Source organism: Serratia sp. M24T3, assembly GCF_000257645.1.
Taxonomy (GTDB): domain Bacteria; phylum Pseudomonadota; class Gammaproteobacteria; order Enterobacterales; family Enterobacteriaceae; genus Rouxiella.
Window position 1 is genome coordinate 109,179 of record NZ_AJHJ01000004.1, and the last position, 16,627, is coordinate 125,805.

13 protein-coding genes are annotated in these 16,627 nt (G+C 50.0%); 1 reads left to right on the top strand and 12 read right to left on the bottom strand.

Annotation, left to right across the window (positions count from 1 at the left end; genetic code table 11):
- Window positions 1-45 precede the first annotated feature (45 nt).
- A complete protein-coding gene (locus SPM24T3_RS05085; protein ID WP_009635638.1) occupies window positions 46-1,878 on the top strand; it encodes an ABC transporter ATP-binding protein in 1,833 nt (610 codons plus the stop codon).
- A gap of 10 nt (window positions 1,879-1,888) precedes the next feature.
- On the opposite strand, the gene SPM24T3_RS05090 is transcribed toward SPM24T3_RS05085, so the two are convergent.
- From SPM24T3_RS05090 to pqqC, 12 genes are all read right to left on the bottom strand, one after another.
- Window positions 1,889-3,016 (bottom strand): GNAT family N-acetyltransferase, encoded by a 1,128-nt coding sequence (locus tag SPM24T3_RS05090; protein ID WP_009635639.1) that lies wholly within the window; start codon window positions 3,014-3,016, stop codon window positions 1,889-1,891.
- Window positions 3,017-3,115: 99 nt separating this feature from the next.
- Entirely contained in the window at window positions 3,116-3,919 is an 804-nt protein-coding gene (locus tag SPM24T3_RS05095; protein WP_009635640.1) for a hypothetical protein, read from the bottom strand.
- A gap of 108 nt (window positions 3,920-4,027) precedes the next feature.
- Complete coding sequence (locus SPM24T3_RS25405; RefSeq protein ID WP_157135248.1) at window positions 4,028-4,816, bottom strand: hypothetical protein; 789 nt, start codon at window positions 4,814-4,816, stop codon at window positions 4,028-4,030.
- 120 nt (window positions 4,817-4,936) lie between these two features.
- A complete protein-coding gene (locus SPM24T3_RS24245) occupies window positions 4,937-5,476 on the bottom strand; it encodes a fimbrial protein (protein ID WP_009635642.1) in 540 nt (179 codons plus the stop codon).
- A 73-nt stretch (window positions 5,477-5,549) separates the two neighbouring features.
- Complete coding sequence (locus SPM24T3_RS05110) at window positions 5,550-8,060, bottom strand: fimbrial biogenesis usher protein (RefSeq protein ID WP_009635643.1); 2,511 nt, start codon at window positions 8,058-8,060, stop codon at window positions 5,550-5,552.
- Window positions 8,061-8,317: 257 nt separating this feature from the next.
- On the bottom strand, window positions 8,318-9,025 hold the full coding sequence (locus SPM24T3_RS05115; RefSeq protein ID WP_009635644.1) for a fimbria/pilus periplasmic chaperone: 708 nt from the start codon (window positions 9,023-9,025) through the stop codon (window positions 8,318-8,320).
- Between the two features lie 317 nt (window positions 9,026-9,342).
- Window positions 9,343-10,740, bottom strand: a complete 1,398-nt coding sequence (locus SPM24T3_RS05120; RefSeq protein ID WP_009635645.1) for an MFS transporter — start codon at window positions 10,738-10,740, stop codon at window positions 9,343-9,345.
- Window positions 10,741-11,120: 380 nt separating this feature from the next.
- Complete coding sequence (gene wrbA, locus SPM24T3_RS05125) at window positions 11,121-11,720, bottom strand: NAD(P)H:quinone oxidoreductase (protein WP_009635646.1); 600 nt, start codon at window positions 11,718-11,720, stop codon at window positions 11,121-11,123.
- Window positions 11,721-11,993: 273 nt separating this feature from the next.
- On the bottom strand, window positions 11,994-14,438 hold the full coding sequence (pqqF, locus tag SPM24T3_RS05130; RefSeq protein WP_071988407.1) for a pyrroloquinoline quinone biosynthesis protein PqqF: 2,445 nt from the start codon (window positions 14,436-14,438) through the stop codon (window positions 11,994-11,996).
- Complete coding sequence (gene pqqE, locus SPM24T3_RS05135) at window positions 14,435-15,580, bottom strand: pyrroloquinoline quinone biosynthesis protein PqqE (protein WP_009635648.1); 1,146 nt, start codon at window positions 15,578-15,580, stop codon at window positions 14,435-14,437. Before pqqE ends, pqqF begins: the two co-directional genes overlap by 4 nt.
- Window positions 15,567-15,824: a pyrroloquinoline quinone biosynthesis peptide chaperone PqqD gene (gene pqqD, locus SPM24T3_RS05140; protein WP_037377689.1), complete on the bottom strand. Its 258-nt coding sequence runs from the start codon at window positions 15,822-15,824 to the stop codon at window positions 15,567-15,569. Before pqqD ends, pqqE begins: the two co-directional genes overlap by 14 nt.
- A gap of 26 nt (window positions 15,825-15,850) precedes the next feature.
- Entirely contained in the window at window positions 15,851-16,618 is a 768-nt protein-coding gene (pqqC, locus tag SPM24T3_RS05145) for a pyrroloquinoline-quinone synthase PqqC (protein WP_009635650.1), read from the bottom strand.
- Between the last annotated feature and the right edge of the window lie 9 nt (window positions 16,619-16,627).

Sequence of the window (16,627 nt, forward strand, 5' to 3'; positions counted from 1 at the left end):
AGCTTTGTATTCTAATTTGATAACAACAGGATATGAGGGGCGCGTATGTTGTTCCGTCGTTTTGAACGGATTATTGATGTGTTTAAAGAGCAGCCCCGCGAGGAGGCTCCCGGTACCGTTTGGCCGTTCTACTTTTACTATCTACGGCAAGTGTGGCCGAGTTTTCTGGCCCTGTTGATCGTCGGTTTGATTGCCTCGCTGATTGAAGTTTCGCTGTTCAGCTACCTTTCCACCATTATTGACCTGACACGCACGACGCCTGCGGCCAGTTTCTTTAGTGTTCACGCTCCAGAACTGCTGTGGATGGCGGCGGTGGCGCTGGTGATGCGGCCGATATTTATCGGCTTGCACGATTTGCTGGTCCATCAAACTATCAGCCCCGGCATGACCAGCCTGATCCGCTGGCAAAATCATAATTACGTGCTGCGCCAGAGCCTGACTTTTTTCCAGAACGATTTTGCCGGACGCGTTGCTCAGCGCATCATGCAAACCGGCAATTCGCTGCGTGATTCTGCGGTGCAGGCGGTAGATGCCATCTGGCACGTGGTGATTTATGCAGTCAGTGCGCTGGTGCTGTTTGCCGAAGCCGACTGGCATTTGATGATTCCGCTAATCGTCTGGATCGTGCTTTACGCCCTCAGCCTGTGCTATTTCGTGCCGCGGGTAAAAGCCCGTTCGGTGGAGCAGTCCGAGGCGCGTTCCAAGCTGATGGGCACCATCGTTGATGGTTACACCAATATCACCACCCTCAAACTGTTTGCGCATACCGATCTCGAGCAGCGCCACGCCCGAGACGCGATTAACGAGCAGACTGAAAAAATGCAGCTGGCCGGCCGCCTGGTGACCAGCATGGATGTGACGATCACCACGCTAAACGGCCTGTTGATTGTCTGCACCACCGGTCTGGCGCTGTGGCTGTGGACACAGTCATTAATCAGCGTCGGGGCAATCGCGCTGGCGACCGGTTTGGTTATTCGTATCGTCAATATGTCGGGCTGGATCATGTGGGTGGTGAACGGCATTTTCGAGAATATCGGCACCGTGCAGGATGGTCTGGAAACTATTGCCCAGCCGATCAGCGTGACCGACCAGCCGCAGGCACCGCGTTTGCAGGTGAGTAAAGGTGAGATCTGCTTTGATCAGGTCGATTTTAACTATGGCAAAAGCCGCAGTGTGATTAACGGCTTCGATTTGACCATTCGCCCAGGGGAGAAGATTGGCCTGATAGGGCCGTCGGGCGCGGGTAAATCCACGCTGGTCAACCTGCTGTTGAGGTTGTATGACCTCGACGGTGGCCGCATTCTGATTGATAGTCAGGATATCTCGCAGGTCACGCAGGAGAGCCTGCGCGCGCAAATCGGCATGATTACGCAGGACACTTCGCTGCTGCATCGTTCGATTCGCGATAACCTTTTGTACGGGCGGCCAAACGCCACAGAAGAAGAGCTGACCAACGCGATTCGTCAGGCGCGCGCCGACGAGTTTATTCCGCTGCTTTCTGATTCGCAGGGCAGAACGGGTCTGGATGCGCACGTCGGCGAGCGCGGGGTGAAACTTTCTGGCGGCCAGCGTCAGCGTATTGCCATTGCCCGCGTGCTGCTGAAAAACGCGCCTGTCCTGATCATGGATGAAGCCACCTCGGCGCTGGATTCTGAGGTTGAGGCAGCGATTCAAGAAAGCCTGGAAACGCTGATGACCCATAAAACGGTGATCGCCATTGCGCACCGCCTGTCGACTATCGCCAAGATGGACCGGCTGGTGGTGCTGGATCAGGGGAAAATCGTTGAGATTGGCAGCCACGGCGAGCTGCTGGCGCAAAACGGGCTTTATGCTCGGCTGTGGCAGCATCAGACCGGCGGTTTTGTCGGCATGCAATAATCAGTAAAAGTCAGGGCTGCTCCTGACGATAAGGCAGCGCGTCGCGGGCTTCGATTGCCCAGGCGCGCACGCCTTCTCGCTCCTGAATCAAATATTCCTCAACCGCGCTGCGAAGCCCCAGATGGCGTAAATAGTGCCAGGAATGAGTAAATACCGGTTCAAATCCGCGAATTAATTTGTGCTCTCCCTGCGCTCCGGCGTCGAAACGTGCAAGCCCTTTTGCAATCGCGTAATCCATCCCCTGATAAAAACAGGTCTCGAAATGCAGTCGGTCAAACTCGGCCAGGCAGCCCCAATAGCGACCATAAAAAGTGTCGCCGCTGACCAGACTCAGCGCCATCGCCACCGGTTTACCCTGTTGCTCGGCCATGACTACCTGAATGACTTCCGGCATGCGCTCGGCCAGCAGGCTGAAAAAATCGCGGGTCAGGTAAGGCTCACGACCGCGCATGTAATAAGTGTTGGCATAGCAAGCGTAGATAAAATCCCACTGTACTTCAGTGAGTTGTGCGCCTTCGAACCATTGAAATTCAATTCCTTGCGCAACAACTTGTTCGCGTTCCTTGCGCATCTGCTTGCGTTTGCGCGAGGTCAGCGTATCGAGAAAATCCTGAAAATCGCGATAGCCGCGATTATGCCAGTGATACTGACAGCCCAGCCGATGCAGCCATTCTGACGGGTCACCCATCAACTGATTATCGCGCGAGTCGGTAAAGTTAATATGTGCGCTGGAAAGGTCGCGCTGCTCGAGAAAATGCGGGATCGACTGCAACAGATTTTGCGCCGCCTCTGGCGTACCGAGCAGCCTTCTGCCGCCGACCGGGCTAAAAGGAGCCGCGCCGAGCCATTTTGGATAGTAAGGAATTCGCGCCCGATAACAGGCATCGGCCCAGCCGTGGTCAAAAACGTATTCACCGGACGAATTGGATTTGCGATAACCTGCAATGGCTGCCAGCGTTTTTCCGCCTTCTTGCCACAGCAAATGTTCACCTTGCCAACCGGATTTTGGGCCCAGCGAGCCGCTGTCTTCCAAAGCAGTCAGAAACGCGTGGCGCAGAAAGGGCTGTCCGGCAGGAACTAACGCATCCCACTGTTCGGCGGAAAGTGCGCCGAGATGCGTAAGGGAGATTAACGACATATTTTTTCCCCGAAGAATTACAGCAATAGCCTTAGAGCATCGAATTCTGGCGGGGATACGTCAATCTCTTTTTTGTATGGGAGAATTGGCGATGAGAGGTTAAGGGCAGGTTAATGTGGCAGTCAGGTTTGCCTGGTATTTTCCTGCCTTGGCTGATTTGCCGACGTATAAAGTCAAAGGAATATCGCCACGACGCGGGTCGGTTTGCCATGAGTTATTGGCCGAGACAAACTCAGAAGATGCGTTGACATATACGTCATCAGAATCATTCAACCGTAAACGGCCATTTTTCATTGAGCGAGAGGTAATTTCGACATTGCCGTTGCCCTTGTAGTTAATTCTTTGCGAATAACTACGCTCAGGCGAGACGCTGCCAAAGGCAATAATATCTGGCGTTAGTTTGGCAGAGCATATTTCTGGTGAGGGTAGGGTAACTGTTTTAGCAAAGATACTTTTTCTATCATTTTCATGTCCCTTGAAAATCATAGAGACATCCAGGGATAAATATTGCGGGGATTTGCAATTGTTAACAATTTCCCCCGTGAGTTTAATACGATATTGTACCCGCTCATTGGGCATTTGAGGGCTATTCCAGTGACTATTCTCGGGGCCAAATTTTCTGATGTACTGATTCTTGAAAGTTACCGGGCTATTCCAGTATAAAATGACGTTTTTTAGCGAGATACAGTTTTCACTCATAGTTATTTTATTTAAAAAAAATTTGTAATCCCCAGTTAGAGTGAAGCTCGATGAAGTTTCTTCGTCATTTAATTTCGTTGTGCTTGCTCCGCCAATAAACATCTCGGCAGCCAGTGCCTGAGATATAAATATTAAATTTATGGCAATTAAAAATAGGATAAATAACCTGGCAGTATGATTGCCATTAAGTGCAGTAAATATCATTGAAAATATATCCTTATATTTTATTGGCAACACAGATATGATCTAACGCACCTCACTCCCTGGCCGAGAGTGCGCCGAGATGCGTAAAGGAAAAGGGTCGGTGAAAGGTCAGGGGCAATTTAGTGTGGCGGTAAGGGTAGCGCTACTCTCACCACTATCAGCTTTCGTAGAAACATTTAATTCCATAGGAATAATGCCACTATTGCTATGGAATGGTGTTTCCCAGATATACATAGGCCCGATAAACTTTTTGGGGACTGAGATATTCATATCTGAGCTGTTACCAAGATATAGATGGCCATTGTCCATAGAGCTTGATGTAAAACTTATACGGCCGCCACCTTTAATATCATAATTCAAGTTTTTAGTATTTGTTTTACCACGAGTAACATCACCAAAGGATATTTTGTCAGGGGTTACTGAGGCTGAACACGTTTTAACATGGGGAATATGTAAAGTATTAGTCAGCAATACGACTTTAGAAGCGCCACTTTTTAAGTCGTTGAGGCTTTCAACTTTTATAGTAATGTCGAAATCTTTATCATCGCACCTATTATATATTTCTCCTTTCATTATGAAGCTCTCAAGAATCCCATCAAAGGTGGCGTAATTTGAGTTTCCAAAAAATATATCATCACTAGCAGTTACACGTTTTACAGAACTTAAAGTTCTTTCATTCCAAGACAGTTCTCCATGAGCTATAGAAAGGCAACTCGATATCGTACTCTTGCCATAGTTTTTGTCTGTTGTAAAACTATAAATTGTGTAACCTGGTGCGCCAACTATGCTATTACTATGACTCGCCGGAATGCCAATATCAACATCTGGACTATCCCCATGCGAGGAAATGTCAGCACAATAAGCAGTGGAAGTGCAGCATGTTAAGAAAACTATCAATATCTTAAAATTTTTTTTATTATTGAGATAATTAAATTCATAGCGAGTATTCTTCTTTTATTTATAATGAGTGCTGTGCTAATCCAGAGCCTTTTTAACAAGACTCCGGATCTTTATTTTTTAATCGTAGGTAACTTCAAGGTTTATGCTGCTAGTGACATCTCCAGCGGTAACAGCTGCTTCTGTTTGTACCACTGATGCATTTAAATTTAGATCAGTTGTGCCTGTGGGTTTAGTTATTGGATATTCACCTAAACCTGAACTCTTAGAAAGTTGTTTTGTTAGCTTATCCCCCCCCATGATTTTTATCCCAAAACCCTTTGCCGCGCCTGTATTTTTGAATAAATCATTATCAGTGGCGTCTTCTGTACCTGTTGCTGATACTTTGACTCCCGTGGCTCCCGCACCACATTTACTTAATGTTAATTTAAAAGGTTTAGCACTTGATTCACTATCTACACTGGTAAATTGATTTAAAGATAAACGGCCTAAAGCAACAGTTGCTGATGGGGTGTCGAGGGTACAAGTATTAGAAACTACCGATGCGGTAACGGTGATTACTGCTGTATTCCCAGCCGCCGCCTGAGCGCCCCAGCAGGTTGCTAATAAAGCAGCGGCGACAACGCTTAAAGTAGCGGTTTTTTTGCTATTAAATGACATGTGTAGATTTCTCATTGATTGAGTAAGTGAAAAGCAGCCGGTCATCCGGCTACGTAGGTAAAATAGGTTCAAGTTAACGGCACACCGCCTGAGTGCGGGCCATCGACTGCTGCAGGGCATTTTCCGGCAGGGCGTATTTCGCAATGCAGTGCTGATCGGCCGCTTCGCCCCACTGGGCGTTGAGGGTGCCGGTCAAGGCAAGGCCGGTGAGGTAAACCACGCCATCGTCGCCCACCAGGCTGACGCTGTCGGTGCTGGAAATCGTGCTGCCAAACGGCAACGGCTGGCCGTTATGAGTGAGAGTCATCAGAGTACGAATGCCGGTGCGGGCCTTGAAATCAGCGCGAACCATTGCGCCCTCGGTTGGCACCACGTTGGCGACCACGTTGTCGAGATCGGTATGGTCATCCAGCTGGTTAATATCCAGCGCCACGCGGTTCTCGCGATAATCACTGGCATACGGCACCACGGTGTAGCCACGCCAGTCGGTATGCAGACCCGTGCCGTTTTCAATGCCAATGCCGTTGGCACCCGGCGCGGCAACCAGTACGTTGGTACGGCCTAAATATTGCCCGAAAGTCAGTCCGTTGCGATGCAACACCGCGCCGCCGGAGAGCCCGTAACTTATCTGACGATGGTCGCGGCCGTAGCTGTAACCGGTGCTGGCGTTGCCATAAGTCCCGCTGTAATCCAGCCCGACATTGCCGCTATTGCCGCCGTGGCGGTCATACCCCTGCGACACATTCCAGCTGAGATTATTTTCTGCCAGCGCGTTGCCACTCAGCCCCGCCTGATGGGTGAAGCTGCCGTCACTGTTACGGTCCGTGCTGAAGTTGGCCCACATCGAGTGATGCTGCGAAGTGCTGTCGCCGTGCGGCAACCAGGCATCCATCGGCACTGACATTGAAAGGAACACCGTTTTATCTGCATCCGGCTGACCGCTGATGCGGTTATAACTCACTGAAAGGTTGTAGCTTATCTGGCCGAAAGTGTTGCTATAGCCACCTCGCAGGGCATGGGTCGCGGCGGATTTGTTCCAGTAAGTCTGGTGGGTCGCGGTGATATAAATCGAGCCAAAATCCCCTAGCGTCTGTGAGATATTGACTTCAAGACTGGCACGTCGGCTGTTGTAAAGGTTGTAATAGTCGCTATAAGGGCGTTTAACCGGCAGGCCGTCGAGGCCCACGCGATCATAGTCGTAGCGCCAGCCGGTCATGGTTTTCAGCGCAGTTTCGTCGAGCGTGTGAAAGCCTTGAGTGGAATAGCGGTAACCGGCCAGTTGCAGCGTGGTGCCAGTAGAAACCAGCGATCGGCCATAGAGGAAACGCACCGATTGGCCCTGATGCTTGCTGCCATCGCTGAGGGTACTATCGGCCTGAGTGACGTCGGCAGAAATTGCGCCCCAGTCGCCCATATTCATGCCCGCACCCAACGCGGCGGCCTGATAACGCTCGGCCAGCTGCACGCCGCCATAGACAGTCATGTTGTGCGGCAGCCCCCACAGTAGAGTGGCCTGGGCAAAGTCTGGGCTTGAGTAACGATCGCTGCTGCTGTGATAGCGCCCGGCAGTGAGGGCGTAGCGCAAATGTCCGTCACGCTGGAGCATCGGTACCGAGGAATAAGGCACCAAAAAATGATTAACGCTGCCGTCGGCTTCGGTCACTGTGACATCGAGATCGCCACCCGAAGACATCGAATACAGGTCATTGATATCAAAGGCGCCTGGCGCAACAAAGGTCTGATAAATAATATTGCCGTGCTGGCGGATCTCGACCCGTGCATTGCTGCGCGCGACGCCTTTGACCGACGGGGCAAATCCGCGCTGAGTGTCTGGGTACATGTCGTCGTTACTGGCAAGCTTGGCGCCGCGAAAAGACAGTGAATTAAATACATCGCTGCCAGTAAAGCTATCCCCCAAGGTCAGTTCGCTGCGTAGGGGGATAATCGTGCGTTGAGCATAGGTTTCAAGGTGCTGCCAGCGGCTGCTGTTACCGAGGCGGCTTTGGTAACCGGTCCAGTTACTGTTGTCGCGCAGCCGCCAGGCGCCGAGATTTAACCCACTGTTCAGGCTCAAGTAATTACTGCTGCTGTTGCCGTAACGGCCATAATTGGTGCTGCCATTAAAGCGATAACTTAGCAGTGCAGCATTGACGCCCTCATCCCAGCGTTCAGGCGGGATCCAACCTTGCGGCAGATTTTTCATCGCTGCCTGCGGAATGCTGATGTCCAAACGCATCTTCTGAAAGTCGAACGCGGTGAACGCCTGTGGAATATAGGCCCCAGGTGCGACACAAGTGCCTTGAGGTAATGCCGCAAGTGCAGGGAATATGGGAGTATTAACCTCGAGGAGGTCAAGATCCGCCTTGGTCAGACAGGCCATTAATCCCGTATTATCGTGAGGCGACGGCGGCGAAAAATGCTGCAGCACATCGGCAGTGGGCAAAGAAACAAAACGCATTTTGCGGGTTGATGCCTGGTTGCCGTTGAGGAAAATATCCACCTGATAAACACCGGGCAGCTGGGTGCCGGGCTGTTCGAATCGCGTCAGGTCAGCCACTGGTTGACCATTATTCGCATCCAACATGGCGGGATCGAAATAAAGCCCGGCGTTAGCGCTGGTTGAAAAAAAGTGTCAGTAAGAAAAGAGCCAGAGGTCTTACACTAAAAAGCCTTTCAGGCATTACGGATAAATTTTTTCTACCTAAGTGTCGGTGTGATTTATTCATGTGCTGCTATTTTCTTTTATATTTTTTATCATACGGAAACAGGCGTCTCGTCCTTATTAAAGGAATAGGCGGCAAGTCAGGTCAGTTAATTAAATCCAAATAATAATTATCTGAATTACTCATCAATTTTTTTCTTGATGATGTCGCTGTTACCACCAAAATCATTAATGGTTCGATAGCTGATTGTGTGAGTATTACCGGCAGGCAGAGGCAGCGTGGCCTGTTCTTTTGGTGCAATCATGATCCCTGGAATATCTTCATTACCGTACTTTATTTCCGTCATTGTGAGGTAATAAGGACTAGGGTTTGATATGTGCAAAGTGTTGCCAGTTTTATAAAAATGCAAACTTTGTGGTGCTGTATTAACGTCTTGTGTTAAACCTTTCGGGCGAACAAATAATTTTATCCGGTTGGCGGTCGCCAGCATAAGAACGCTGCCGCTAGTGACTTTTGATTTATCCAGAGAAGGAATAGCTTTTTCAATAAAGTAATAAAGCGACTCGCGATCGCCTGGCAACTCCTTGCCTACGTGCATTATTCTTACCACGTTTTCATTTTTCGGACCGCTCAGGTACAGCGGCGGAGTGACGATAAAATCTTGGGTTTTATTGCCGGCGGCATCTTCAACGCGAGACTGCACCAGAAATGATTCTGTGGTTGAAGAATTCGTCATTGAAATGCTGACCTGCTTACTGCCCTGTGGATAGACAATGCGCGTGCCTTGAATTGATAATCCGCCTTCTGCCTGAGCGTAAAGAGGGGCAAGCATTGCCGATAGTATGAAAACTAAGGTTGCTGTTTTTTTAACATGAGATAAATTCATAGTTCTGCCGTCAGAATGGTTATTATTAATGGATATATTATTTCAATAAAAGTTTTATGATTTTTATATATCGCTTGGAATTATTGCGAGGGAGTGTATGTATATTTGTGTCCGAGATCATCCTGACAAGTCTGGGAATATTATTAACTAATAAGATGATTTAACTAATGTCACTTTTATCTTTGTTGGTTTAGTGAAAATTAATTATAAAAAATCAGGCTGGGATTAATTTTATTTAATAGAGTTTAATGAAAATAAAAAAGCCAGACGTTTTTGGCGTCTGGCTTTTGGAGAGAAACGGGTGAATGCCCGAAATATCAGTGATGCGCCTGATGTCCTGAATTGAAAGTGTGTACTGAAGATTGAGAGGTATCGTTCTGATCTTTTTTGAATCGCTCAATTGGCCCCATGACGAACAGGAACAGCAGCGCACCAAGAATACAATGCGCGCCGACAAACAGCAGGCCCATACTGTAATTACCGGTAATGGCGACGATATAACCAAACATAATCGGCGTAACGATACCGGCGACGTTGCCGACGCAGTTAAATATTGCTCCAGCCAGCCCCACCGCTTCTTTTGGCGCGGTATCGCTGATCACTGTCCAGGTTCCGGCACCGGCGGCCACGCCTTTACCAAAGAACGCAAAGGACATGATGGCGACAATCCACACATTGCTGTCGATCACCGCGGCGCCTATTAATGTTGCAGCCATTACCATTCCGACGATATAAGGCGTTTTACGCGCCCATGACAGTGACCAGCCTTTGAGAAGTAGATAATCAGAAATATAGCCGCCAAATATGCCGCCGGCAAAACCGCATAATGCGGGGGCTACAGTCGCAAAACCGGCGTGTAATATATCCATGCCGCGCGCCTGAACTAGATAAATCGGGAACCAGGTAATAAAGAAATAACTCAGCGCAATAATGCAGTACTGGCCGAGGTAGGCGCACCACAGCATTCTGCTGATTAACAAACCGTTGATTGTCGCACGCGATAATCGCGATTTAGCCTTACGTTCGTGCACAGAATCGATATCAACCAACCCGCCGCCATCGATAATATGATCCAGCTCCTGCTTTGAAACTAATGGATGATGGCGCGGTTCGCGCATGAAAAACATCCACACTACGAAAGCTCCAACGCCGATTATTCCTAATACAAAGAACGGCCACTGCCAGCCGAACTCTGAGACCAGCCAGCCGGAAAGCGGCGAGAAAATAGCGACGGCGAAATATTGCGATGAGGCAAACAGTGAGGAGGCTCTGCCGCGTTCTGCTCTTGGAAACCACATAATGGTGACGCGAGCATTGGCCGGAAAACTGGGTGCTTCAATCAGGCCCAGCAGGAAGCGCAGGCTAAACATAATAAAAATCGCCCCCGCAACGCCTTTTTCAAACTCGCCGACAAAACCCATTGCCAGCGTTGATAGTGACCACAGGACCAGCGTGACACCATAAACTCGTTTGGCGCCGTAGCGATCGAGAAACAGCCCGCCGGGAATTTGCCCTATGACATAGGCCCAGCTAAAGGCCGAAAGAATAAAGCCTAATTGAATGGAACTGAGTCCGAATTCGTCCTTAATTGCCGATCCCGAGATGGATAAAATAGAGCGGTCGGCGTAGGCCACCACCGATAAAAACAAGATCATCATCAGGATACCGATGCGGACATAGGATTTCTTTTCGGGACTGTTTTTTGACAATGTCATCTTCTTTCCCTTTTATCTATTTGAGTTATCAACCGATTAGAGCGGCAGGGACAGAATAATATTGCTCTAAAAATATTCTGACCTATCAAATATAGAAGGGCTAAATGAGGCAGGCATTGGGCTGATGTCGAGAATTAGCGGAAATAAATAAGTAATATTTGTGAAAGCACACAGCAGGCTTTGATATCGCCCACAGTATTTTAAAAAAACTGCAAGATGCTGAGTTGGCGTTGTTATTCTGTGATTTAGATCCTGGAGATATTCAGAAAGGGAAGAATTAACTTAATGCGCGGTATTTTATCGAGTCTTTAAAAAGGGAGATATTACAAAAGATATTTATGCTCAGGCGGAATAGGTGCCTCGCCTGAGCATAATAGATATTATGCTTTAAGTTTGGCCGCAATTTGTGCCACATACTGCCCTTGATGGCGGGCAATAGTCAATTCACGAGCATCCGGCTGACGAGAGCCGTCACCGCCTGCAATGGTTGAAGCACCGTAAGGTGTGCCGCCGCCAACTTGAGAAATATCGAACAACTCCGGTGAGCTATAACCAATTGGTACAATGATCATCCCGTGGTGTGCCAGTGTGGTCCAGGTTGACGTAATGGTCATTTCCTGGCCGCCGCCAGTGCCGGTCGAGGTAAAGACGCTGGCAACTTTGCCGACTAACGCGCCTTTTGCCCACAGGCCGCCAGTGCGGTCGAGGAAGTTGCGCATCTGACCGGACATGTTGCCGAAGCGAGTCGGAGTACCGATGATGATAGCATCGTAATCACCCAGCTCTGACGGATCGGCAATCGGGGCTGCCTGCTCGCTCTTGCCGCCAGCCGCCGCAAAAGACTCTGCATCCATTACTTCTGGTACACGTTTCAGCGTAACTTCAACGCCTGCAACACTTTTTGCACCTTCTGCAACGTTCTGCGCCATGGTTTCAATGTGACCATACATTGAATGATAAAGTACTAACACTTTAGTCATCTTTGGTTCCTCATTTAGGGGCGTAGGTTTGGTATCAGTACCCAATAACTTTGCGAAGAAATGACTCAGTAATCCCACGTTAAGCTCCACAACTTTGGGTTGTTGATGCGTTAAAGATTACATCCTCACCCCTAATTGGTTACATAACAACCGCAAACTTTTGACCGCTTCGGTCAGTTTTATTGAACCAGTTGAGGAAGAGTGAGAGAGGAAGATTGAAGCAACCAAGACTGATTTGAAGCCAATGGCGGGCTATAATCAGTTTGTTTTACATTAATTATTCAGCACCCACAATGGATTAACCCCTTGATTTAGCTTTTGATAAAAAGTCATTAGCTGTTCTTGCGTAAGGCTTGATATCGCCTTTGCGGTAAGTGCGGGGGCGTAGGCATGCTGGCTCAGCCAATGTTCTCGGGCTTGCTCAATGCTGTCTGAGTTCTTAACCTCAAGACTGCGCAACAGATCGGCACATTTTTCCGTGAACAGCCTTTGCGGGAGATCGACAATTATTTCATTCATATCGCCGATAAATCGTCTAATCTCGCTGATTATCTGCACAACGGAATGGGTAGGTGACTGTACGGCAAACAGCAATCCAAACTCTCCGGCTGAGGGCATAAAGCGGCAGGTCACCACGTAGCCAATATTCTGCTCAACCCGTAAACGCTGGAAAAAACGCGGCTCAAAAAGTGAGGCCAGAATGCGCCATGCAGCATGGCAGACGGCGGTTTGCTCTACCAGCGGGCAAAACAGCAGCACGGCGGCATCTTTGCTGGTCGTTGAGAAGGTGTGCTTTGTCATTGGCGGAATATGGAGGCGCGCGGAAAAAGCCTTTGCATTAATTGCTCCGGGGAAGCGGCTTAACAGGTTCGAAACGCGGGCTTGCAAAATGGCATCACCGCCATAAAGCTCCGCCCGCCAGGCAATGTCCGGCAGAGAAGGCGATCGGTCATCCTCCAGCGATTCGCCGCTCAGCAGACGCGGTAACCCCTTGAGCAGGCAACGAATAGCAACATCGGTTTGCATCCTTTGTTTAGCCTGCTGAAATTGCCGTTCACCCTGGGCAATCTGCGCCTCGGGTAATCCATTCAGGCGGTCAATCACTGCCTCAAGCGTGTTTATCATCACTTGCTGACGGCCACTTAACTGCAAGAGCCATCGCCCTTGAATATTTTCAAATGAAAGCGTGCCGCCAAGATGGGCGCAGTGTCCAATAATGGCGCGCAGGCTGGCCTGCAAAATATATCCCCAGCGCAGCGAGAGCGGATGACCCAACTCAGGACCGAGGATTAAAACACCCTCGTCGTTATCGCCCGTTTGATACGGCAAAATAACCAGTTTCTCAGGCAATCTTGGGGTGGCAATGTTGTTATTTGGAATGATGTTGTTAGCTGAAAAATTGATATCCTGCGGATAAAAAAACAGCTCTGGTGCATTTATATTGCTGTCGGCCAACCAGGTTATCGGTTGTAAAGGCAGGTCAAAACCTTGCACTGTTTGGAGCCCTGCATTGATTACGGGCGCAACCCAAAGGCGAGTCAGATTTTCGGTATTAAGCTGGCTCAGCAGGTTATTCCAGCCCGTCAGCAAGTCATTTTTACACTCAGTAATGGACGGAAATCCGAAGGCATCGGCGCGTAGTCGATCCACGGGAGTTAAGCGGTTGAAAGCTTTTTGAGCGAGCATGGCGTAGTGATTTAAATTTAATTCGCCGACCTGCGATAACGCCTGCAACCAGTGAAAAAATAGCCCCTCAACCTGTGCCGCGCAGGATTGCAGTGCGTTGTTGAGCATAAACTCAAAGGTGACAATCGCATCTTTTTTGCTGCAGTACGGCACCATAAGATTCAAAGTGTCGCATAATCCTAACGTTCGCAGAATCGCCAGCAAACTCTTTTCTGCTTCATCGCTGAAAAACTGGCGTAGCAGGCTGAAGGATTGCCGACCCTGTGGATGCGTATTTTTCAAGGCAAAGGTCAAATGTAGCCGGGAATTATCGCTTTGCTGCAATACGAATGCGCGTTGATTTTTCAGCCGGAGCGGCTCAACGACCGGCGGTAACGACTTGTCGCTGGCGGGGAAAACGCTACCGTATTGCTCGGCCAGCGCGGTTAATTCTTTAAAAGACTGCGGACCAGAGAGCCACAACGTCAAATTATCGGCATGAAAAAAACGCTGGTGATAGTCGCGTAATGCCTGCTGAAGTGCCTGTATGTCTTGGCCAAAATAGGCGAGATTGCCAACGTGAAAATGCGCCAAAGCCTGCGGTGATTCAAACGCGACGCCAAGTGCGGCTTCGTATAACGTGTCGCTATCGGTGCTAAGCATGCGGAATTCGGCATCGATAACTGCCGTTTCCTGCGAGATTGCATCCAGCGAAAGCAGCGGAAAGGCCAGCATATCGGCCAGTCTGGCAAATCCGTCTGCCAGCCTGGCGGCAGTGATATCAAAAAACCAGGCGGTGGAGGTCGGTAAGGTGGTAGCGTTTAGCCGCGCGCCCTCGGCCTGCGCCCAGCTCATCAGGCGTTGTTCACCCTGATAGCCACGGCTGCCGGAAAACACCACGTGCTCGAATAAATGGGCCAGTCCGGGCCATTGTTTTGGCTCGTGATGGCTGCCCGCCGCCAGATTAAACAGAACGGCCGAGCGTGAAGCCTGCGGATCGTGGTTAAGAATAACCCGCAGGCCATTGGCCAGCGTCAGCCGTTGTTGCATCATGATACTGACGTTTTAAAGATCAATTGTTGCGAGTTTCTGCGATTGCGGAATTGCAGCTGATTGACCTGAATATTAGTGCAGTTGGCTTGCTCGCGCGCTTGGAGAATCATCCCGTGATGTTCTGATTTCGAGCATACCGGATCGGCATTGTCGGCATTGCCTGTCAGCATAAACGCCTGGCAGCGGCAGCCACCAAAGTCTTTCTCTTTTTCAGAACAGGAACGGCAAGGTTCCGGCATCCAGTCAAAGCCGCGATATTTGTTAAAACCAAACGAGTTGTACCAGATGTCTTGCAACGACTGCTCCAGCACCGACGGGAATTCGACCGGTAACTGGCGCGCGCTGTGACATGGTAGCGCCATGCCTTCCGGGGTTACGCTGAGGAAAATCGCCCCCCAGCCGCCCATGCAGCCTTTCGGACGCTCTTCATAATAGTCTGGCGTCACGAACAGCAGATTGGCCAGATTACCTTTGTCGGCCATCTTGACGCGGTAGTCGGCAACCACCGCTTCGGCTTCGGCGATTTGTTGGCGAGTCGGCAGCAGGCCTTCGCGATTAAGCTGCGCCCAGCCGTAAAACTGACAGGTTGCCAGCTCGACATCGTCGGCCTCTAGCTCAATGCTGAGTTCGATAATTTTATCGATCTGATGAATGTTATGGCGATGCAGCACGAAGTTAAGCACCATCGGGTAACCGTGGGCTTTCACTGCTTTCGCCATGTCCAGTTTTTGCTGGAAAGCCTTGGCAGAACCCGCCAGCGCAGCATTCAGCGTTTCATCACTTGCCTGGAAACTGATCTGAATATGGTCCAGACCCGCTTCGGCGAAGGCATCGATTTTCTTCTCGGTTAAACCAATGCCTGAGGTGATCAGGTTGGTATAAAAACCGAGGTCACGTGCCGCTTTGATAAGCTCAGGCAAATCCTTGCGCACCAGCGGTTCGCCGCCGGAAAAACCTATCTGTACAGCGCCCATCTCGCGGGCCTGTTCAAACACCGTAATCCATTGTTCGGTGGTCAGCTCTTTTTCCTGCTTGGCAAAATCAAGCGGGTTGGAGCAGTAGGGACACTGCAACGGACAACGGTAAGTCAGCTCCGCCAGCAACCAGAGCGGCGGTTTGACTTGAGGTTTAGGCAGGTTCACGGAAAATTATCCACTTTTGTTCGTAGGCTTGGGCAAAAAACTCTTTTACGTCGTCGTCAACGCCGCCGGCTTCCGGGAAGCGTTGATTCAGCCCATCAATAATTTCAGACAGCAGACGTTTACCGTCGACGTTTTCCAAAATCATCGCTGCGCTTTCGTTGAGTGTTGCCATGCCTTCAGGGTAAAGGATTACGTGGCTGTTCTGAGTCGGTTCCCACTGTAAACGGAAACCACGGCGGAACATCGGCACCTGATTGACGTTAATTTCGATCACAGAAGCTTTCCTCTATGCCACACCGGCTGCTGCGTTACGCTGTGGTAAGGCGCGCGGTCAAGCTCGTAGGCCATGGTCATTGAGTCGAGCATGGTCCATAGAATATCCAGCTTGAACTGCAGGATTTCCAGCATACGCTGCTGCTTCTCAACGGTATTACAGTACTCCAGTGCCAACGCCAAACCGTGCTCGACGTCGCGATTTGCCTGACTCAGGCGGCTACGGAAGTAGTGATAACCTTCTGGCTGGATCCAGGTGTAGTGATTAGGCCAGCTGTCGAGACGAGACTGATGAATTTGCGGCGCGAACAGCTCGGTCAGCGAGCTGCAGGCCGCCTCCTGCCACACGGCGCGACGGGCAAAGTTGACGTAGGCATCAACCGCGAAACGCACGCCGGGAAGCACCATTTTTTCTGACAACAGCACTTCGCGGTCAAGGCCCACGGCCTCTCCCAGCTGCAACCAGGCTTCAATTCCGCCTTCATTATCGCCTTGACCGTCGTGGTCGAGAATACGCTGAACCCATTTGCGACGCGTTTGCGCATCTGGGCAGTTTGCCATGATCGCCGCATCTTTCATCGGAATACTGGTCTGATAATAGAAACGATTGGCAACCCAACCCTGGATCTGTTCACGCGTAGCCTGGCCATTGTGCATCGCAATATGATAAGGGTGGTGAATATGATAATAAGCCCCTTTGGCGCGCAGGGCCTGTTCAAACTCTTGTGGCGTCATAAGTGCCGCCGAGGAATTAAATGAGTTCATCTATGTTTC